Origin of the sequence: Pseudomonas sp. Colony2, assembly GCF_019382755.1 — a bacterium.
Taxonomy (GTDB): Bacteria; Pseudomonadota; Gammaproteobacteria; order Pseudomonadales; family Pseudomonadaceae; genus Aquipseudomonas.
Genome location: NZ_CP080030.1, coordinates 3,946,510 through 3,965,484 on the forward strand (window position 1 = coordinate 3,946,510; position 18,975 = coordinate 3,965,484).

At 61.2% G+C, this 18,975-nt stretch carries 18 protein-coding genes; 12 read left to right on the forward strand and 6 right to left on the reverse strand.

The window, feature by feature from the left end; translation table 11 throughout:
* From JV201_RS15500 to JV201_RS15515, 4 genes are all read right to left on the reverse strand, one after another.
* The coding region (locus JV201_RS15500) for a TOBE domain-containing protein (protein ID WP_219407185.1) at window positions 1-109 on the reverse strand (109 nt) is incomplete at its 3' end.
* 164 nt (window positions 110-273) lie between these two features.
* Window positions 274-1,683, reverse strand: a complete 1,410-nt coding sequence (locus tag JV201_RS15505; RefSeq protein ID WP_023658889.1) for an OprD family outer membrane porin — start codon at window positions 1,681-1,683, stop codon at window positions 274-276.
* 204 nt (window positions 1,684-1,887) lie between these two features.
* On the reverse strand, window positions 1,888-3,297 hold the full coding sequence (locus JV201_RS15510) for an amino acid permease (protein WP_102369195.1): 1,410 nt from the start codon (window positions 3,295-3,297) through the stop codon (window positions 1,888-1,890).
* A gap of 77 nt (window positions 3,298-3,374) precedes the next feature.
* Window positions 3,375-4,409: a histone deacetylase family protein gene (locus tag JV201_RS15515; RefSeq protein ID WP_087695060.1), complete on the reverse strand. Its 1,035-nt coding sequence runs from the start codon at window positions 4,407-4,409 to the stop codon at window positions 3,375-3,377.
* A 118-nt stretch (window positions 4,410-4,527) separates the two neighbouring features.
* Between JV201_RS15515 and JV201_RS15520 the strand changes: the two genes are divergently transcribed.
* From JV201_RS15520 to JV201_RS15545, 6 genes are all read left to right on the forward strand, one after another.
* Window positions 4,528-5,028, forward strand: coding sequence for an Lrp/AsnC family transcriptional regulator (locus tag JV201_RS15520; protein WP_008436349.1), 501 nt, complete (start codon window positions 4,528-4,530; stop codon window positions 5,026-5,028).
* Between the two features lie 227 nt (window positions 5,029-5,255).
* Window positions 5,256-6,110: a MurR/RpiR family transcriptional regulator gene (locus JV201_RS15525; protein WP_003215184.1), complete on the forward strand. Its 855-nt coding sequence runs from the start codon at window positions 5,256-5,258 to the stop codon at window positions 6,108-6,110.
* 2 nt (window positions 6,111-6,112) lie between these two features.
* On the forward strand, window positions 6,113-6,757 hold the full coding sequence (locus JV201_RS15530) for an isochorismatase family cysteine hydrolase (protein ID WP_003215182.1): 645 nt from the start codon (window positions 6,113-6,115) through the stop codon (window positions 6,755-6,757).
* Window positions 6,754-8,088, forward strand: a complete 1,335-nt coding sequence (locus JV201_RS15535) for a glutamine synthetase family protein (RefSeq protein WP_257903227.1) — start codon at window positions 6,754-6,756, stop codon at window positions 8,086-8,088. The genes JV201_RS15530 and JV201_RS15535 overlap by 4 nt, the downstream gene beginning before the upstream one ends.
* Window positions 8,072-8,824: an N-formylglutamate amidohydrolase gene (locus JV201_RS15540; protein ID WP_003215178.1), complete on the forward strand. Its 753-nt coding sequence runs from the start codon at window positions 8,072-8,074 to the stop codon at window positions 8,822-8,824. The genes JV201_RS15535 and JV201_RS15540 overlap by 17 nt, the downstream gene beginning before the upstream one ends.
* A 136-nt stretch (window positions 8,825-8,960) precedes the next feature.
* Window positions 8,961-10,304 carry an APC family permease gene (locus tag JV201_RS15545; protein WP_134326731.1) on the forward strand — a complete coding sequence of 448 codons (1,344 nt, stop codon included), beginning with the start codon at window positions 8,961-8,963 and terminating at the stop codon, window positions 10,302-10,304.
* Between the two features lie 3 nt (window positions 10,305-10,307).
* Here the strand turns inward: JV201_RS15545 and JV201_RS15550 are convergent, their stop codons facing one another.
* Window positions 10,308-11,345, reverse strand: a complete 1,038-nt coding sequence (locus JV201_RS15550; RefSeq protein ID WP_003215174.1) for an alpha/beta fold hydrolase — start codon at window positions 11,343-11,345, stop codon at window positions 10,308-10,310.
* Window positions 11,346-11,498: 153 nt separating this feature from the next.
* Between JV201_RS15550 and JV201_RS15555 the strand changes: the two genes are divergently transcribed.
* The 3 genes from JV201_RS15555 (at window position 11,499) to JV201_RS15565 (ending at window position 14,066) form a co-directional block, all read left to right on the forward strand.
* Complete coding sequence (locus JV201_RS15555) at window positions 11,499-13,130, forward strand: sensor domain-containing diguanylate cyclase (protein ID WP_177047177.1); 1,632 nt, start codon at window positions 11,499-11,501, stop codon at window positions 13,128-13,130.
* A 122-nt stretch (window positions 13,131-13,252) separates the two neighbouring features.
* Window positions 13,253-13,429 (forward strand): hypothetical protein, encoded by a 177-nt coding sequence (locus tag JV201_RS15560; protein WP_003215170.1) that lies wholly within the window; start codon window positions 13,253-13,255, stop codon window positions 13,427-13,429.
* Between the two features lie 16 nt (window positions 13,430-13,445).
* On the forward strand, window positions 13,446-14,066 hold the full coding sequence (locus JV201_RS15565) for a LysE family translocator (RefSeq protein WP_008436344.1): 621 nt from the start codon (window positions 13,446-13,448) through the stop codon (window positions 14,064-14,066).
* 2 nt (window positions 14,067-14,068) lie between these two features.
* On the opposite strand, the gene JV201_RS15570 is transcribed toward JV201_RS15565, so the two are convergent.
* Complete coding sequence (locus JV201_RS15570; protein WP_177009446.1) at window positions 14,069-14,773, reverse strand: CerR family C-terminal domain-containing protein; 705 nt, start codon at window positions 14,771-14,773, stop codon at window positions 14,069-14,071.
* Between the two features lie 99 nt (window positions 14,774-14,872).
* On the opposite strand from JV201_RS15570, the gene JV201_RS15575 reads away from it, so the two are divergent.
* The 3 genes from JV201_RS15575 to JV201_RS15585 all read left to right on the forward strand — a co-directional run.
* Entirely contained in the window at window positions 14,873-15,985 is a 1,113-nt protein-coding gene (locus JV201_RS15575) for an HlyD family secretion protein (protein WP_102369198.1), read from the forward strand.
* Entirely contained in the window at window positions 15,978-17,558 is a 1,581-nt protein-coding gene (locus JV201_RS15580; RefSeq protein WP_003215162.1) for a DHA2 family efflux MFS transporter permease subunit, read from the forward strand. Before JV201_RS15575 ends, JV201_RS15580 begins: the two co-directional genes overlap by 8 nt.
* The coding region (locus JV201_RS15585; RefSeq protein WP_102369199.1) for an efflux transporter outer membrane subunit at window positions 17,555-18,975 on the forward strand (1,421 nt) is incomplete at its 3' end. The genes JV201_RS15580 and JV201_RS15585, both read left to right, overlap by 4 nt.

Sequence of the window (18,975 nt, forward strand, 5' to 3'; positions counted from 1 at the left end):
CCACCAACTGCTCGCCGCCGGGCAGGGTCAACACCACTTCGGCATTGACCGCGCCGTGCTGGACCTGGCTGACCTGGCCTTTGAATACGTTGCGTGCACTGACTTTCATGGAAACGGTTCTTGTCTTGACCTGTAGGTTGGGAATTGCCGCGCATGGTTAAACGTTGCGTTGTGTAAAAACAACTGTAGCGCCCTGCTCTGGCTGGAACCCCACGCCAATAAAGAAGGCCGCCCAATGGGCGGCCTTCATCTGGAGCAGTTACCGACGACTGATTAAAACAGCGCGTAGGTGTAGTTGAAGATCAGGCGGGTCTGATCCTGGTCGGCGGTGCCGGTGTTATGGCCGTGGTAGCTGCCGGTACGGAACGTAGTACCGAAGCCTTTCAGCGGGCCTTCCTGCACGACGTAATCAAGACGGAAATCGGTTTCGCGTTCCGACTGATCGCTGCCACCGGCAACCTTGGCCTTGATGTCGCTGCCGTTGAGGTAGGCAATCGAGGCTTTCAGGCCCGGCACCAGGGTTCTGAAGTCATACAGGTACTGACCGAAATTGACCTGCTCGCCCGCACGGGAGAACTGGCCAACCACCGCGTCGGTGAACAGGTAGAAGTCGGAACCGGCCGCGCCTTGGGCGGTTGGATCGGCGATGCTGCCCTGGTTGACCCAGACGAAGCCACCGTCATCACTCACGCCGATATGGCCGAGCATCAACTGGCTGCCGCCCAACTGATAGGTGAAGGCAGCACTGTAGGTTTTGTTGTCGACTTCACCGGCGTGCTTGGCATAGCCGCCGTTGTTGTTGAACGCATAGCCGGCCGAACCGTTTTTGCCGTCGCTGGTGCTGTCGAAATAACGCAGGTCGGTCTTGAACGACTGGTCATTGCCCAACGGCAATACGTGGACCAGGCCGAAATAGTTCTGTTTGTAGAAGTCTTCCAGGTTGGCGTAGTAGTACTGCAACGTCAGGTTTTTAGCGATGACGTTGTCAGAAGAACCAAACGGCTGGTAGTCGACACCACCGAAACGGAAGCTGTCGCTGTCGCGAGTGGCACCGGCCACGCTCAAGCCCGTGGAGTTGCTCGATGCACGACCTTCAGCCTTGTTCAGCTCGCCACCGGTGAAGGTGACGTTGGGAATGTCCTTGGAGGTCAGGATACCGCCGTCGAATGTTTGCGGAGCGGCACGGCTGTCGTTGGACACCAGGATCGGCAGGATCGGCGCCAAACCACCGCCCACGTGCAATTCAGTCTGGGAAATACGGAATTTAACGTTGCCGGCTGCGCGACCGAAGCTGTCAGCAGGCTCGGTGCCATTGTTCTTCACCGGGAAGAAGCTGTTGCCGTTACCCGACAGGCCATTGCCCGCTGCGTGGCCATCGCCACCGTCCAGACGCAACGCGCCGAAAGCCATCACGTCGAAACCTACGCCGACGGTGCCCTGGGTGTAACCGGATTTATAGTCGAAACGCAGTACTTGAGCCGCTTCCCGCAGGTCGTTCGCCGTGCCGGAGTGAACGTCGGCGTTGTAGTACATGGTGCGCGAACTGATCGAAGAATGACTGTCTTCGAGGAAGCCGCTATGGCCGTCACCCGTGCCGAGTGAGCCAAGACCAAAGCCGTCCGCGCTGGCGTGTTGTGCAAGGACAGCCGCCGTGATGGCCAACGCTAATGTAGAGAGTTTCATTTACTGCGCCCCTGTGAACATTATTTTTTTACTGTCCTTCGAGCGAATACCGTTGCGGCCCTGCAAACGCTGCGGATTGTGGCATGGGGCCGATGGCGCAGATTGTGAAATTTTTGTCATGTACCGATGAAAAAACCGTCATGAAAAGGCCGTACAAGCCGGCCTTGTTCGAGGGTTGAATGGCCTGCGGTTGTACGACAACCGCTACTGCGCCGTGCGTTGATCAGGCTGGAGTCGGTGGCGAAAATGCGAGAAATGGTAGGCAACCGCCAGCCACATAAACCATGCAGGCATCACGCAAAGGGCCAGGCGGGTATCTGGGCGAAGTGCCAGTAGGCAAAGTACGAACGCCAGGAAGCCAAGTGAAACCCACGCCAACGGTACGCCTCCGGGCATTTTGTAGAGGGATTTTTCATGTAGCTCCGGGCACTTTTTCCGATAGGCGATGTAGGACGCCAGGATGGTCGACCAGGTAAAGATCACCAGGATCGCCGAAACAGTGGAGACGATGGTAAAGGCCGTCATCACTTCCGGGACTATAAACAGCAGCAACAAGCCCAGCAGCATCAGGAAGGTGGTAAACGCCAGGCTGATAAACGGCACGCTGTTTTTCGACAGTCGTCGGAATATCCCGGGTGCGTCTCCCAGGTCCGCCAGGCCGAACAACATACGACTCGCCGAAAACACCCCGCTGTTGGCCGAAGAAGCCGCTGAGGTCAGTACCACGAAATTCACAATCCCGGCGGCGGCGGGAAAGCCGGCCACCAGGAACAGCTCGACAAAGGGGCTCTTGCTGGGCGACACCTGCTCCCAGGATGTCACCGCAATGATGCAGGCCAAGGCCAGCACGTAGAACAGGATGATCCGCAGCGGAATCGAGTTGATTGCCTTGGGCAGCGTCTTCTCCGGCGAACGGGTTTCGGCCGCCGCCGTGCCGATCAACTCGGTGCCGGCAAACGAGAAGATCGCCATCTGGAACCCGGCAAAGAAGCCGAACACGCCATTGGGAAACGCCGCCTGTTTATCCAGCAAATGATTCAGGGAAGCCGTGACGCCGGTGGGCGACACAAACGAGCTGGCAATCAACACCACGCTCACACTGATCAGGGTCACCACGGCGATGATCTTGATGATCGCAAACCAGAACTCCACCTCGCCGAACAGCCGCACCGTCAGCACATTCAAGGCAAACAGGGTCAGCAGCATTGCAATCGCCGGTATCCAGGCCGGCACGTGCGGGAACCAGTACTGGAAAAAGCCCCCGACCACCACCGCATCCCCCACCACCGCCACGCTCCAGCTCAGCCAGTACGACCAGCCGAGAAAAAACGCCGCACGCGGCCCCAGGTATGCACCTGCAAAGTCGGCGAAGCTCTTGAAGTTCAGGTTGGACAGCAGCAGCTCACCCATGGCGCGCATCACGAAATACACAAACAGCCCGATGATCATGTAGATCAGGATGATCGAGGTGCCGGACAGCGCGATGATCTTGCCCGAGCCCATGAACAGGCCGGTGCCGATCGCACCGCCCATGGCCATCAGTTGGATATGGCGGTTGTTGAGGGTGCGTTGCAAAGCGGGCTTTTCAATCAGCCCGGGCACGGTTGTTTTCATCACAAAACCTCTTGTTATGTTTTTGAGTTTTGGCAGAAAAAAGTCAGGCGTTGTTTATTGTTGGAATGGCATCGGGGTCAGGCGTGTTTGTTCTCGAAACCGTGCAGCACGTTGACCGCGTTGATGCCGATTTCATCGACCATGTAGCCGCCTTCCATCACAAACAGCGTGGGCACGCCGACGCTGGCGATGATCTCGCCGATGCCGAGGAAGTCGCGGCTTTCCAGCAGGAAATGACTGATGGGATCGTCCTTGAAGGTGTCGACGCCGAGGGAAATCACCAGCACTTGCGGCGAGAACGTTCTGAGTTGATTGCAGGCGTCGAGCAACGCTTCTTTGTAGGTGCTCCACCCGGTGTTTTTCGCCAGCGGGTAGTTCAGGTTGAACCCCTCGCCCGCCCCGGCACCGCGCTCGGCACTGAAGCCCGAATAGTAGGGATACGACACCGACGGATCGCCATGCAGCGAGACGAACATCACGTCATTGCGATCATAGAAGATGTTCTGCGTGCCGTTGCCGTGGTGGAAATCCACGTCCAGCACCGCGACCCGTTTGGCACCTTGGGTGATCGCCTGTTGCGCGGCAATGGCTGCGTTATTCAGGTAGCAATAACCGCCCATGTATTCCCGCGCCGCATGGTGGCCCGGTGGCCGGCACAGGGCGAAGGCGCTGTTGTGGCCTTCATCAATCAATGCCAGGCCGGTGAGTGCGATATCGGCGCTGGTCTTCACCGCTTCCCAGGTGGTGCTGGTGATCGGTGAACCGGCATCCATCGCGAAAAACCCGAGCTTGCCGTCGATGAATTCCGGCACCTGCTCATTGGCCAGGTCCCGCACCGGCCACACCAGCGGCAAGGCGTCATGGGCACGGCCAATCGCCGTCCATTCGGCCCAGGCAGTTTCCAGGAAGGACACGTAGCGTTCGCTGTGGGCATTGACGTAACAGGCCCGGTCGAACGTGCGCGGCACGATGATATCGCCCAGCCCAACGTGCTTGACCCGATCACGCACCGTGTCGGCGCGGCTGGGTTGTTCGAAGGACGGCTTGAGCACGCCATCCTTGAGTTCGGTGCCATGGTGCAAACGATGAGAGTCGCTGAAAACAGTCAACATGAAAGACATCCACCCGTGAAAGACAGGTGATTATTTTGTTCTGGCTGCGGTGGGCTTTCTTTGCTTTTACGTGCGCCGATGCTAGCGTAATCGGGAATTTTTACCCCAAAGAGCCGCCATGAAGAAAAATAAAACCAGACAGGTCGCACTTGACGACACCGATCTCGCCATCCTCGCCTTGCTGCAGGAAGACGCGAGTATTTCCAACGCCGAACTCAGCGAGCGGCTGTCACTGAGCCTCACTCCATGCTGGCGACGGCGCAAGCGGCTGGAGGAAGAAGGCGTGATCAAGGACTACCAGGCCAACCTGGATCGCAAGATGCTGGGCCTGGAGATCATGGCGTTTGTGCATGTGCGGTTTGCCGTGCATTCCGACCATACGCCAGAAGACTTTGAGGCCGTGATCAAGGAGCTGCCGCAGGTGCAGTCCTGCCACAAGATCACCGGGGATGCGGATTATCTGCTGCAGGTGCTGGCGGAGGATCTGGATGCCTACAGCGATTTTGTAGAGAGCGTGTTGCGGCGGCAATTGGGGATTGCGTCGATTCAGTCGAGCCTGGCGTTGCGGGAGGTGAAGGCGACAAGTCGGGTGGCCATTCCGGGGCGGGTGGGGAAGTGATCCAATGCAAATACCATTGTGGCGAGGGAGCTTGCTCCCGTTGGACTGCGTAGCGGTCCTTTCTTTGGACGCGCTTAGCACCCCGGCAGGAGCAAGCTCCCTCGCTACAGGTCAAGCCATATCCCTGTAGTGTTTCCAACAAACAGCCGAAATCTGCCTTTACATGTAGCATTTACTACCAATACACTCATTCTCGCCAAGCCGTAGCAAAAACAACAAGGCGAGATATGACCAACCTACGTGACAAACTCACCGACGCCGCACTCAGCCCTACGCCTTCCGAGCGCAAGGTGATCCGTGCCCTCCTCGACCACTATCCACGCAGCGGCCTCGGTTCCATGGCGCGCCTGGCCGAACACGCCGGGGTCAGCGACCCGACCATCATGCGGTTGGTGAAGAAGCTCGGCTTCGGTGGCTATGCCGAATTCCAGGACGCCTTGCTCAGCGAAATGGACCACCGCCTGCGGTCCCCAATCACCCTGCTGCAACCCCGGGCGCACTCGTCCCAGGATGACGCCTGGGCCACTTACCTGCACGACTGCAACCGCGCCCTTCAGGAAACCCAGGCCCTGACCCAACCCGAAGACGTGCGCGTACTCACCGAATGGCTGCTGGATACCAAACACCAGGTGTTCTGCTTCGGCGGCCGGCTCAGCAGTTTTCTCGCGGGCTACCTGGTGAATCACTTGCGCCTGTTGCGTCCGGGCTGTCATTCCCTGGAAGACAACGCCCAGTTACCCGACCGAATCCATGACATCCAGCGCCAGGACCTGGTGCTGCTGTTCGACTACCGCCGCTACCAGACCCAGGCCTTGCGCGTGGCAACCGCCGCCAAGGCGCGGGGCGCGCGGGTGGTGTTGTTCACCGACATTTATGCCTCGCCGCTGCGGGAATTGGCCGACTTGATCATCAGCTCCCCAGTGGAATCGGTGTCGGCCTTTGACACGATGGTGCCCGCCCTCGCGCAGGTAGAAGCCCTGATCGCCACCCTCACACAACACAGCAATGGCCTGGATGCCCGCCTGGAAGGGATCGATGCCCTTCGCACGGAATTCGCCGCTCACCTTTTGGAGGAAAAATAACAATGTTCACGCTCCCCCATCATTCGCCCCGCGATCTTCCGTTCACCGCGGGCAACACCGCCTTGCTGCTGGTGGACATGCAACGTGCCTGGCTCGACCCGGCACTCGACCCGCATTTGCAGGGCCCGCACGCAGCATATTTCCTGGGTCGTGCTCGGGAAACGGTGATCCCCAATCAAGTCCGGCTGTTGAATGCGGTGCGCGAAGCCCGGCAAAACGTGCTGCACACCATCATCGAAAGCCTCACGGCGGATGGCCGCGATCGCTCGCTGGATCACAAGCTGTCGGACATGCATTTGCCCAAGGGCAGCTACCAGGCCGGCGTGATTGACGAGTTGACGCCCATTGAAAATGAAATCGTGCTGCCCAAGACGTCGTCCGGGGTCTTCAACTCCACCAACATCGATTACGTGCTGCGCAATCTGGAAACCCGGCACCTGATCATCGCCGGCATCGTTACCGACCAGTGCGTCGACATGGCCGTGCGTGACGCCGCAGACCGTGGCTATCTGGTGACCCTGATCGAAGATGCCTGCGCCACTTACACCTTCGAACGGCATCACGCGTGCCTCGAGGCGATCAAGGGTTATTGCTGGATCACCGACACCCAAACCGTGATCAACCGTTTGCAGGAGTTGCGCCCGTGAGCCTGATCCAGCCAACGGCAATGACCACTATCGTCACCACCGACCTGATTGGTGTGACTCGCGGACGTTCGTTTCCCACGGACGAGCTTGAGAGTTATCAGCAAGCCGGTGTGGGTTGGGTGCCGGCCAACAGTGCGCTGACGCCTCAGGACCGGGTGGCGGAGAATAATCCCTGGGGCTCCTGCGGCGATTTGCGCCTGATCCCGGACATGAATACCCGCGTGCAGGTGCCCAACGGCCCGGACGCCAATGCGCCGGGCCTGGATTTTATCCACGCCGATATCTGCGAAACCGACGGCCAGCCCTGGGCGGCCTGCCCGCGCACGATGTTGCGCAACGAGATCCAGCGTTATCGCGACGAGCTGAAGCTTGAGGTGACTGCCGCGTTCGAACATGAGTTCAACCTCGGCTACAAGGCCCCTGACAACGCTCACCATGCCTTCTCGCTTTCCGCCCAGCATCACGCCGCGTCTTTCGGCGGCTGGCTGTTGAGCGCGCTGAAGGCGGCCGGCGTCGAACCGGAGATGTTTTTGCCGGAGTATGGCAAGGCGCAATACGAAGTCACCTGCCGTCCCACTCAAGGTGTGGCCGCAGCCGATCGCGCGGTGAATGTGCGGGAGATCACCCGTGAAATCGCGCGCCAGATGGGCCTGGATATCAGCTTCTCGCCCAAGCTCGAAGCCGATGGCGTGAGCAACGGCGTGCACCTGCATATCAGCTTGCAGGATCCAGCCGGAAACGCGGTGATGTACGACGCGCAAAGCAGCAACGGGCTGTCCGAAAAAGGCCGGCAGTGGGCGGCGGGCGTGTTGAAATTCCTGCCCGCGTTATGCGCCTTCAGCGCGCCCACGCCGATTTCCTACCTGCGCTTGAAGCCTCATCACTGGAGTGCGTCCTACGCCAACCTGGGCCAGCGCAATCGCGAAGCGTCACTGCGGATTTGCCCGACCATCACCATCGGCGGCAAGTCCCCGGCCAGACAATACAACCTGGAGTTCCGCCCGCTGGACGCAACCGCCTCACCGCACCTGAGCATGGCCGCCGTGCTGATTGCCGGCCGCCTGGGCCTCCAGCAAAAGCTCACGCTGGACAGTTCCTCCGATGAAGACCCGGAGTCCATGAGCGATGAACAACGCCAGGCGCGGCATATCCTCGCCCTGCCCGACACCCTAGAAGACGCCCTCGCCAGCCTGCGCAACAACCCGCAGTTGCTGGACCAATTGCCGCCACTGCTGATGGATGCCTACTTCGCCCTGAAAGCCGAAGAGCTCAAATCCACCGAGAAACTGACGCCTGCCGAACTCTGTGATCACTATGCCCGCCTTTACTGATTCCCCCGAACACGGCCTGTTCAAGAAACCGGTATACCGGGTCAGCCGGCAAGAGTCCGAGCACCCGGTGATTCTGGTTTGCGAACATGCCAGTTCCTACATCCCCACGGAACTGAACGCCCTGGGCCTGAACGATGAAGCGGCAAAGGAGCATATCGCCTGGGACATCGGTGCGCTGAAACTGGCGGAACGACTCTCGAGGGCCCTGGATGCCACGTTGATCTCGGCCGCCTATTCGCGCTTGCTGATCGACCTCAATCGCCCGCTGGAAGCCCCCGACAGCATTCCGCCACGCAGCGAAATCTACGACGTGCCAGGCAACCGGGAACTTCCTGACATCGTTCGCCAGTATCGCCAGGAGCGCTTGTTCACACCCTTTCACCAGCGCTTGAGCGCCCTGATCGATGCGCGACTGGCGCAAGGTCGCGAAGTGCGCATCGTGGCCGTCCACAGCTTCACCCCGATTTACCACGGCCAACCCCGCCCGCTCGAGGCCGGCGTGTTGTTTGCCGGCGCCGCCGCCTATGCCGAAGGGATTCTGCAAGGGTTGGCCGCCCAGGGCTTGAACGTTGCCGCCAACCAGCCTTACGAAGTGGATGTGCTCGGTGACATGACCGTGCCGTTCCACGGTGATCAGCGCGGCATTGAGGCCGTGCTGCTGGAGGTCAGGAACGACCTGCTGCGAACGCCCCATGCGCTGCAGTCATGGGCGGACTATCTGGCTCCACTGCTGTAGCTGCTGCTGTTGGCTGGACCGGTCTTACAACTATAAAAAAACCGCCTGGGCGTCTTTTAACCTGCCGGGTTCAAGAACATGTTCGGCCGCTTTGGCGGCTGCGCATTCGCCTTACTTCATACGGAAGTACCCCATCATGGCAATTGAAGAGTTTGGCTATAAACAAGAACTGAAGCGCAGCCTGTCCCTTACGGACCTGGTGATCTACGGGATGATCTTCATGATCCCCATCGCGCCCTTTGGCGTGTATGGCTATGTGAACAGCGAAGCGCCCGGCATGGTACCGCTGGCCTATATCGTCGGCATGGTGGCAATGCTGTTTACCGCGTTGAGCTACGGCAGCATGGCGCGGGCGTTCCCGATTGCCGGCTCGGTGTATTCCTACGCCCAGCGCGGGCTGAATCCAGGTGTCGGGTTTATTGCCGGTTGGCTGCTGTTGCTCGATTACCTGCTGATCCCGCCGTTGCTGTATATCTATGCCGCGATTGCGCTGAACCACTTGTACCCCGAGATTCCGAAGACCGCATTTATCCTGGCGTTCCTGGTCAGTGCCACCCTGGTCAACCTGCGCGGTATGACGTTTACCGCGCGCATGAACATCGTGTTCCTGCTGGCGCAACTGGTGGTGCTGGGGATTTTCCTAGTGTGTGCCTGGAAGGCTCTGCACGGGGGTGCCGGCAACGGCCACCTGACGCTGGCGCCGCTGTACAACCCCACAGGATTCAACTTTGGGTTGCTGATGCAGGGCGTTTCAATCGCGGTGCTGTCGTTCCTGGGCTTTGACGCGATTTCCACCCTGGCGGAAGAAACCAGAGGCGATGCCGGGCGCAGTGTGGGCCGGGCCGCGCTGATCAGTTTGCTGGTGATGGGCGCGATTTTCGTGGCGCAAACCTGGCTGGCAACCGACCTTGCGGCAGGCATGGGCTTCACGTCCGCCGACTCGGCTTTTTACGAAATTGCAGCCATTGCCGGCGGCAGCTGGCTGGCTTCGCTGACGGCGATTGCCACGGCGTTGGCGTGGGGTGTGGCGGTGTCCATCACCTCGCAGGCAGCAGTGTCGCGACTGCTGTTCGGCATGGCCCGGGATGGCAAGCTTCCGGGAATCCTGGCCAGGGTCCATCCGAAATACAGCACGCCATACCTGAGCATTTACCTGGTGGGCGTGCTGTCGCTGGTCATCTGCTACTTCTTCATCGACACCGTGGACACCCTCACCTCACTGGTGAATTTCGGCGCCCTGAGCGGCTTCATGATCCTGCACATCACCGTGATCAACTACTACTGGCGGCGCATGCAGTCGCGCAATGTGTGGCGGCACCTGATCACGCCGGTGCTGGGCTTTGTGATCACCTTCGCGATCATGTTCAACATGGGACTGCAGGCACAGAAGCTCGGGATTGCCTGGGTCGTGATCGGGCTGGTCTACCTATGGTTCCTCAGCCGCAAGGGCGCGAGCCTGGTGCTGTCCAAGGACATCTGACGGCTAGCGCAGTGACTGCTGCAGAAACTCACTGATCAAGCTGAGTACCTGCTGCTGGATCTGCGGCTTGGGACGAGCACCCTTGGCATCCAGGCAAATGAAGCCTTCGCCGGGGTCGCTCTGTTCAATCCGCTCCACCGCGCCCGGCTTGCAGATGGGCAGGAAGCTGAAGTGCGTGGCGTCGCTGATTTCCACGTAGCGCGAAGTCTTCTGCGGCAGGCGCTTGGCCAAGTCGGCCGACTCGAGTGCGGCGGGCAATTCCGGCGATGGCGTGCCCGCCGCAATCACCAACGTGGGACGGTTCAGCGCCGCGAGGCTGGCATCGCTGAAGCCGCGGGCGAATCCCAGGTCCAGGGAAACAATGGCCGCCACGCGCGGGTCGCTCAAGTCACCGGCCAGTCGCTGCCTCGCCTGCTCGGTGCGACCAACCTCAAGTTGTTCGTAGGCCTTGCAAGGGGCAATTTCCGGATGCAACTTGCAGTCCTCGGTAAAGCGCTGCGGATCAAAGCGGGCACCGCCGACTTCGAGTGCGGTCCAGCCACCGAGGGAGTGCCCGACGACGGCGATCTTGCGTTGGGCCACCGCGCCGAAGCGTTTCGGCTGGGCAATCACGGCATCAATCACCCGATGGATATCGAGGGGCCGTTTCCACAGCTCGGAAGCGGCCGGCTGTGTGCGGTCCTTGCTGGTGGTGCCGGGGTGGTTGGGCGAGGCGACGATATAACCCTGCCCGGCCAACGCACTGGCGAGCCAGGACTGGTTGATCCAGTTGCCGAAGATGCCGTGGGAGATCACCACCAACGGATGCTCGCCGGCAGCCGGTGCGGCGTCCTTCAAGGCCGGCGCGCCGACAAACACCGGATTGTCAGCAATCAGTTCTGGTGTGCCGGAAGCATGGGTCGGGTACCACACCGCCACCTGCAACGGCCTGCCGTGCTCCGCGTCGGGAATCACTATTTCCTGGAAGCCGATCCGAACCTCATTGGCCTGGGCCAGACCGGTTACAACCGTCAACAACAGCGCAGCACACAGCGTTTTCATCCTTGAGTTCCCTAAGTGGCTAAGCGCCATATTCTGGCATGGCCGTCATGGGAAAGCAGGTGGGAAATCAATGCGCGTATAAATCATCAGGCTATGGCAACTATCCGAATGGTACGACTACCATGTAGTCACACTCCTTTCAGATAGCCCCCAATGATCAAAGCCAGCCTGCGTAGTCACCTGACCCTCTGGTTTGCCGGTTTGTCGCTGCTCACCCTGGTGAGCGTAGGGTTCTACGTTGGGCACATCGCTACCGAGCAACTGAAACTGGCCAGTGGCAATGCCTTGTTGAGCACTGCCCGCTCCACCGCCGCGCTACTGGCGGTGCAGCTGCGTGAACGCCAGCTCGAAGTGTCGCTGCTCAGCCGCGCACCGCTGTTCAGACGGGGCAACCTGGACGATCCGGACATACTGACCTCCATGGAACAACGCACCCAGTCCCGCGCCGAGTACGCGTGGATGGGCGTCGCCGACACAGACGGGCGTGTGCGCCAGGCGGTGAATGGGCTGCTGGTCAACCAATCCGTAACGGCACGGCCCTGGTTCCAGGCCGGTTTGCAGGGCAACTACACCGGCGATCCCCACGAGGCGGTATTGCTTGCCAAGCTGCTGCCGGGCTCCAACGGTGAGCCCTGGCGCTTCATCGACTTTGCCGCACCGATTCGCAATGCCGGGGGCCAGGTGATCGGCGTACTGGGGGCTCACGCCCACTGGACGTGGGTGACACAAATTGTCGAAGCGGCCAAAGGCAATACGCCGGACATCGAGGCGCTGATCATCGACAACGACGGCAAGGTGCTCTACCCGGAACAACTGGCCGGCCAGCAACTGCCCCAGGACCGCCTGGCCAATGACACCGGCTGGTCGGTCGACAACGGCTACGTGACCAGCGCCGTGGCGGTGCCCAGCCCGTCGAATTCCAGCCTGACCTGGTACATCGTGATGCGCCAGCCGCTGGAAATCGCCCTGCACCCTGCCCGCGTATTGCTCTACAAACTGCTGCTGTTGGGCGTCATTGCCGCGGTGATTTTCGGCTTCGTGGCGTATTACCTGGCGTCGTACCTCAGCCGGCCCATCGAAGAACTCGCGCGTTCAGCCAAGCAGGTCCAAAACCAACAGCCTGGCGCGTATTTCCCTCAAGACCATTTCGTACTGGAAATCGCCCAACTCGGGCGCTCCATCAAGGGCATGACCCAATCGCTGCTTGGCAAAGAGCGCGAACTGCAGGACACCAATGCGTCCCTGGAAGCCACCGTCGCCCAGCGTACTGCCGCCCTCACCCAGGCCAATGCCGAGCTGTTGAACCTGGCCAGCCATGACGCCCTGACCGGCGTCTACAACCGTCGGCGCTTCGATGAAAAACTGGCGGAGTACAGCCTGCTGTTCCAGCGCAGCGGGCGCGCGTTTGCCTTGCTGCTGATCGACGTTGATCATTTCAAGCGGATCAACGATACCCATGGGCATGCCGTCGGGGACGATGTACTGCGCCAGCTCGCGCAGTTGATTCAGGACGCCACCCGCGCCACTGACTTCGTCGCCCGTTACGGCGGTGAAGAGTTTGCGGTGCTGTTGCCGGAAATCGAAGCGCCGGACAGCCCGGATGTGGTGGCCGAGAAGATTCGCGCGGCAATTGCCGGAGCGTATTTCGAGACCGCTGGGCAGGTCACGGTGAGTATTGGCGTCGGGCTCGTTGAAGCGTCGGACAGCGACACCACAGTGCTGATCAAGCGTGCGGATCAGCAGTTGTATCGGGCCAAGTCGTCGGGGCGCAATCGCGTGGCGTGACGGTGTAGTGCGTCATGAGCCTTTCCAGAAAGCCACAACGCTCTTGATTAAATATCGACAGCCGCGCGCCCATGACCGTAATCTGCCCCACGAACGATGAATACAACGTATGCAGGTCATCAATGGCTGAGGTGCTGGACCGTTTCGACCAATGGCTGGTTCGGTTCGGCAAGCGTTACGTTCATCTGGACTCGGGAGATGACGATTTCCAGGGCTTTATCATCGATGCTGAACAGGTCGCGGCAACCATCGAGCTGGCGCGTTTCGCCGGTATCAACGCCAGTCTTGAGAGTTTCTGATTTCAGGTAAATATCCATGTCCATCACCGACAACCTGCTCGCCTTCACCTTCGCCGCCACGTTGCTCACGTTGACGCCCGGACTGGACACGGCCCTGGTATTGCGCACTGCAACGGTGGAGGGCAAGCAACAAGCCTTGCGCGCCACCCTGGGCATCAATGCCGGCTGCCTGCTGTGGGGTGCAGCGGTGGCCTTTGGGCTGGGCGCGTTGATTGCCGTGTCCGAGGTGGCCTTTAACGTCTTGAAGTACTGCGGCGCGGCTTACCTGGCGTGGCTGGGCTTGAACATGCTGGTGCGCCCGCGCAGTTCGCTGGCGTCCGTCGAGGCCGATGGAAAACCCGGTGCCAACTGGTTCCTGAAAGGCATGATGGGCAACGTGCTCAACCCCAAGATCGGGATTTTCTACGTGTCTTTCCTGCCGCAGTTCATTCCCCAGGGGCATCCGCTGGTGGCGTGGACGTTCGGGCTGGTGAGCATCCACGTGGTGATCAGCCTGGCCTGGGCACTGATACTGATCGGTGCCACGCAGCCATTGGCCGGTGTGCTGCGGCGTGAAAAGGTGATCAAGTGGATGGACCGCACCACCGGCATGATATTCGTGCTGTTCGCGGCCCGGCTGGCCTTCAGCAAGCGCTGAAGTCAGCGCCGGTCCCGATGCCGTACCAGGCCTTCCAGGGTAAACCGCGCCTGCATCAGCACCACATCCCGCACCAGTTCCATTTCCTTCTGGCTCACTTCGGTCCAGTTCAAGGCGGAGAGCAGCTTGGGTTTCTGCACCCGAAACGCCAGGCCCTGGGTGAACAGCGCCATCGAGTGGATCACCGTGCGTTCGTCGTCAACGGCAAGGCCGGCAACGCGCGCGATCAGCAGGCGGATCACGTTGGCGATGCGCGCCTTGAAGCGTTCCTCGAACGCCATGGTCGCGCTTTCAGGGCAGAGCCCGGCTTGATGGCGATCAAGAAACGCTCGCCACGCGGTGGTCTGGGGACTGTCCTGGATCGTTGAAACCACCGCGCCGAGAATGCCCAGTGAGGCGTCGATCAACCTCTGATCGTCGACCCCGGGATCGGCCAGCGCACCTTCTGCGGCTTCAACGGTAGGCGCCATCTTTTGCCACAACAGCGTGATCAAGTGCTCGACGCATTCCAGATACACGCCTTCCTTGCCATCGAAGTAGTACTGGATCGCGGGCGCATTGACGCCGGCAGCATTCGCGATGTCTCGCGTGGACGCGCCGTCGTAGCCACGCTCGCCAAATACCTCGACAGCCGCCTCGATAATGCGTGCGCGGGTTTCTTCACCCCGCTGATAACCCCCTTCGGCGGCCGGTTTGTGTCGTGCCATGTGCCACTCCATTTTTTTAACGTAACCAAAATATACCAGTTGACAAAAATTCGCGAAAAAACGAATTTATTCCAACTGATATAAAACTGGAGTGACTTGATGTCCGCTGCACCTCCCTCTCCTCAGGTCATTCCTGAAACCACCGTCAACGGCCAACGTGGCAAAGCCCGACGGATTCTACTGTCACTCGCCGGCGTGGCGCTGTTGGCCGGGCTGGCGTGGGGCGCCTGGTGGTGGCTCACCGGGCGCTTTATCGAGACCACCGACGACGCCTATCTGCAAGCCGACAGCATCAGCGTGGCGCCGAAAATCAACGGCTACGTCGCCGAGGTGCTGGTGGCCGACAACCAGAACGTGAAGCGTGGCGACGTGCTGGTGCGCCTGGATGCGCGCAAATACCAGGCAGTCAGTGACGAAGCCTCGGCGACGATTGCGGCCCGCGAGGCCGACTTTGCCAAGGCCCAGGCCGACCTGGTGCAACAGGACTCGACCATCGCCGAAGCACGGGCCCAACTGCAAGGCGCCCAGGCCGACGCCCAGCACGCGCAAACCGAAGTCGCACGTTATGCGCCGCTGGCGCGTTCCGGGGCCGAGCCGGAAGAACGCCTGGCGCAGCTCAACAACCAACTCGCCCAGGCCCGCAGCACCGTGGCAGCCAAGCAGGCCGCGTTGCGCTCCAGCCAGACCCGCTACGGCACCCTCGAAGCCCAGCTCAAGCAAGCCCAGGCGCAACTCGGCGTGGCCAAGGCCAGCGAAGCCCAGAGCCAGCTGGATGTGGACGACGCGGTGATTCGCAGCCCGCTCGATGGCCGCGTCGCTGATCGCGGTGTACGCGTCGGCCAATACGTGCAGCCGGGCACACGCTTGTTGACCGTGGTGCCGGTGAGCGCGATCTACCTGACCGCCAACTACAAGGAAACCCAGATCGGCGAGATGCGCGCCGGGCAGGCCGTCACCGTGCATGTGGACGCACTGCCAGGCCATGATATTCAGGGCCATATCGACAGCCTGTCCCCCGGCACCGGCGCACAGTTCGCGTTGCTGCCGCCGTCCAACGCCACCGGCAACTTCACCAAGATCGTGCAGCGCGTGCCGGTGCGGATTTCCCTGGATGTACCGGATAACGACGTGCGCCAGGCACTGGTGCCCGGCTTGTCCGCCACCGTGGAAGTCGACACCCGCACCCACAAGGCAGACGCCAACCATGGCTGAAGCCATCTTGACGGAAGTGCCCGCGGACAAACCGCGCAACGCTTCGCTGACCGACTGGATCGCGGTTGCCGCCGGCTCGCTGGGCGCCTTGCTGGCGACTCTGGACATCTCGATCACCAACTCGGCGCTGCCGCAGATCCAGGGCCAGATCGGCGCGACCGGTACCGAGGGCACGTGGATCGCCACCGGTTACCTGATGTCGGAAATCGTCATGATTCCCCTCGCCGCCTGGCTGACCCGGGTATTCGGCCTGCGCCGGTTCCTGATCGGCACCGCGTTGATGTTCACGTTTTTCTCGATGTTCTGCGGGCTCTCCTCAAGCCTCGGCGCGATGATCGCCGGGCGTATCGGCCAGGGTTTTGCCGGCGGCGCGATGATCCCGACCGCGCAGACCATCGTGCGCACCCGCCTGCCTGCCCATCAGTTGGCAATCGGCACCACGATGTTCGGCATGACGGTGATCCTCGGTCCGCTGCTGGGCCCGGTGATTGGCGGATGGCTCACGGAAAATATCAACTGGCGCTGGTGCTTCTTCATCAACCTGCCCGTCAGCATCACCTTGATCACCTTGCTGATCACCGGCCTGCCCAGCGACCGCATGAACCTCCAGCAATTCATCAAGGCCGACTGGCTGGGCATCATTGGCCTGGCCATGGGCCTGAGTTCACTCACCGTGGTGCTGGAAGAAGGCCAGCGCGAACACTGGTTCGATTCGCAGTTGATCATCTGGTTGAGCATCACGATGGTGATCGGCTTCTTCCTGATTGCCGTCGGGCAAGTCCGCTCGAGTACGCCGATCCTGCGCCTGCAACTGGTGCTCAACCGCAGCTTCGGCAGCGTGCTGCTGATCGCCACGGCGGTCGGCGCCGGGCTCTATGGCACGGCGTACCTGGTGCCGCAGTTCCTCGGCATCCTGTCGGGCTATAACGCGCAACAGTCGGGTTCGATCATGTTGCTGTCGGGGATTCCGGCGTTCCTGCTGATGCCGATCCTGCCGCGAATGCTTGGCCGCCTGGACCTGCGGATGATGGTCGGCGTGGGTTTGTTGATGTACTGGGCCAGCTGCTTTCTCGACACCCAGCTCACCGCCCAGAGTGTCGGCCATGATTTCTACTGGTCGCAGATCCTGCGGGGCTTCGGGCAGATCCTGGTGATGATGCCCCTCAGCCAACTGTCGATGCGCTCGGTGGAAACCCGCGATGCGGGTGACGCGGCCGGGCTCTACAACATGTCACGCAACCTCGGCGGCACCTTGGGGCTGGCGCTGCTCGGCGTACTGATGGACCGGCGCAGCCACTTCCACGACGACATGTTGCGCGAAGGCATCCAGGCCAACACCCAGTTGACCCAGGATCAAATGGCGAGCGATACCGCCAGCTACCTGGCGCAAACCGGCGACCCGTCCACCGCCTCGCTGCAGGCCCTCAGTCATCTGGCCAACGACATCGCCCAACAAGCGGCGGTGATGGCCTACAACGACGCGTTCTACGTGCTGGGACTCGCCATGCTGGCGTGCCTTCCCCTGATCTTCATCCTGAAAAAGCGCGCGGCGCAGGCAGGCCAACGAACATGATTTATCGCTCACTTCCCTTGCTCTTCACCGTCGGCCTGCTGACGGCGTGTACCGTGGGGCCGGACTACCAGGGCGCGCCGGATGCCGCGCCAAAGACCCTCGCGGCCGGGCGCTTGCCCCACGCCGACATAGGCCTGCCGCGCACACCCGCGGTCGCCCAGTGGTGGCAAGCCCTGGGCGATCCGCAGCTCAACCAATTGGTGGCCCAGGCCCTGCAAAACAGTCCGGACATGGCGACCGCCCAGGCGCGCCTCAAGCAATCGCGAGCCAGCCTGAGTGGCGCCAACGCCAACGCCCTGCCCAAGATCACCGGCGATGCAGCGATGCTGAAGCTGCGCTCCCCCGACACCTCGGCGCTGGGTGGCAGCAGTGGCGGTGGTCGCGGGCCATTGAGCCTTTACCTCGCCGGCTTTGATGCCAGCTGGGAGGCCGACCTGTTCGGCGGCACCCGGCGTGCAATCGAGGCGGCCCAGGCGGAGAACGACGCCTCGCAGGCGCAACTGGCCGATGCCCAGGTGCAACTGGCAGCCGAGGTGGTGCAGACCTATGCCGACGTGCGTGACCAGCAGGCGCGACTGGCACTGGTGGACGCCAGTGTCGAGATTGAGGAACAGGCGCTGGACCTGACCCAGCAGCGACGCAGCCGTGGCGTGGCCTCGCAGTTGCAACTGGAGCAGGTCCTGACACAGGCCGAAAACACCCGGGCCCAACGCCTGCCGCTGCAAGCGTCAATCGTCGAGGCGATTGACCAGTTGAACCTGCTCTGCGGCCTGGAACCGGGCGAGTTGGACGCGAGCCTCAACACTCCCCGCGCCCTGCCCGCTATCCCTAGCCAGGTGCCATTTGCCGACCCGGCGGCGATCCTGAAAGCACGCCCGGATATCCGGGTGGCCGAGCGCCAACTGGCTTCCAGCAACGCGCAGATCGGCGAGAAAACCGCCGACTGGTTTCCCAAGCTCAGCCTGATGGGCGACTTGTCGTTCTCGGCGGCCGATCCCGGGCACCTGGCGCGCAAGGACAGCGGCACCTGGCTGCTGTTGCCGCGGCTGACCTGGAACGCATTGGATTTCGGCCGGGTGGCGGCCAGTGTCAAAGGTGCGGAAGCCGGGCGCGACGAGGCCCTGGCCCATTACAAAAGCGTGGTGTTGAGTGCGTTGCGTGATGCGGATGTGGCCCTGGCGCGGTATGGCAACCAGCGGCAGAACGTGGTGCTGCTGCGTAACGTGGAATCTTCGGCAGTACGGGCCGCGGACCTGACGCGCCAGCGTTATAAGGCAGGTACGGCGAGCACGCTGGATTGGCTGGACGCGGAACGTACGCGGTACCAGGCGCAGGAAAGCCGGATTTCCGGGGATGCGCTGTTGCTCAAGGACTTTGCGTCATTGCACAAGGCGCTGGGGTTGGGATGGACGTTGTG

What these genes read in the sequence shown, in the direction of transcription:
- JV201_RS15505 (WP_023658889.1), bottom strand. Translation starts at nt 1,683, where the DNA reads ATGAAACTCTCTACATTAGCGTTGGCCATCACGGCGGCTGTCCTTGCA.
- JV201_RS15510 (WP_102369195.1), bottom strand. Translation starts at nt 3,297, where the DNA reads ATGAAAACAACCGTGCCCGGGCTGATTGAAAAGCCCGCTTTGCAACGC.
- JV201_RS15515 (WP_087695060.1), bottom strand. Translation starts at nt 4,409, where the DNA reads ATGTTGACTGTTTTCAGCGACTCTCATCGTTTGCACCATGGCACCGAA.
- JV201_RS15520 (WP_008436349.1), top strand. Translation starts at nt 4,528, where the DNA reads ATGAAGAAAAATAAAACCAGACAGGTCGCACTTGACGACACCGATCTC.
- JV201_RS15525 (WP_003215184.1), top strand. Translation starts at nt 5,256, where the DNA reads ATGACCAACCTACGTGACAAACTCACCGACGCCGCACTCAGCCCTACG.
- JV201_RS15530 (WP_003215182.1), top strand. Translation starts at nt 6,113, where the DNA reads ATGTTCACGCTCCCCCATCATTCGCCCCGCGATCTTCCGTTCACCGCG.
- JV201_RS15540 (WP_003215178.1), top strand. Translation starts at nt 8,072, where the DNA reads ATGCCCGCCTTTACTGATTCCCCCGAACACGGCCTGTTCAAGAAACCG.
- JV201_RS15545 (WP_134326731.1), top strand. Translation starts at nt 8,961, where the DNA reads ATGGCAATTGAAGAGTTTGGCTATAAACAAGAACTGAAGCGCAGCCTG.
- JV201_RS15550 (WP_003215174.1), bottom strand. Translation starts at nt 11,345, where the DNA reads ATGAAAACGCTGTGTGCTGCGCTGTTGTTGACGGTTGTAACCGGTCTG.
- JV201_RS15555 (WP_177047177.1), top strand. Translation starts at nt 11,499, where the DNA reads ATGATCAAAGCCAGCCTGCGTAGTCACCTGACCCTCTGGTTTGCCGGT.
- JV201_RS15560 (WP_003215170.1), top strand. Translation starts at nt 13,253, where the DNA reads ATGGCTGAGGTGCTGGACCGTTTCGACCAATGGCTGGTTCGGTTCGGC.
- JV201_RS15565 (WP_008436344.1), top strand. Translation starts at nt 13,446, where the DNA reads ATGTCCATCACCGACAACCTGCTCGCCTTCACCTTCGCCGCCACGTTG.
- JV201_RS15570 (WP_177009446.1), bottom strand. Translation starts at nt 14,773, where the DNA reads ATGGCACGACACAAACCGGCCGCCGAAGGGGGTTATCAGCGGGGTGAA.
- JV201_RS15575 (WP_102369198.1), top strand. Translation starts at nt 14,873, where the DNA reads ATGTCCGCTGCACCTCCCTCTCCTCAGGTCATTCCTGAAACCACCGTC.
- JV201_RS15580 (WP_003215162.1), top strand. Translation starts at nt 15,978, where the DNA reads ATGGCTGAAGCCATCTTGACGGAAGTGCCCGCGGACAAACCGCGCAAC.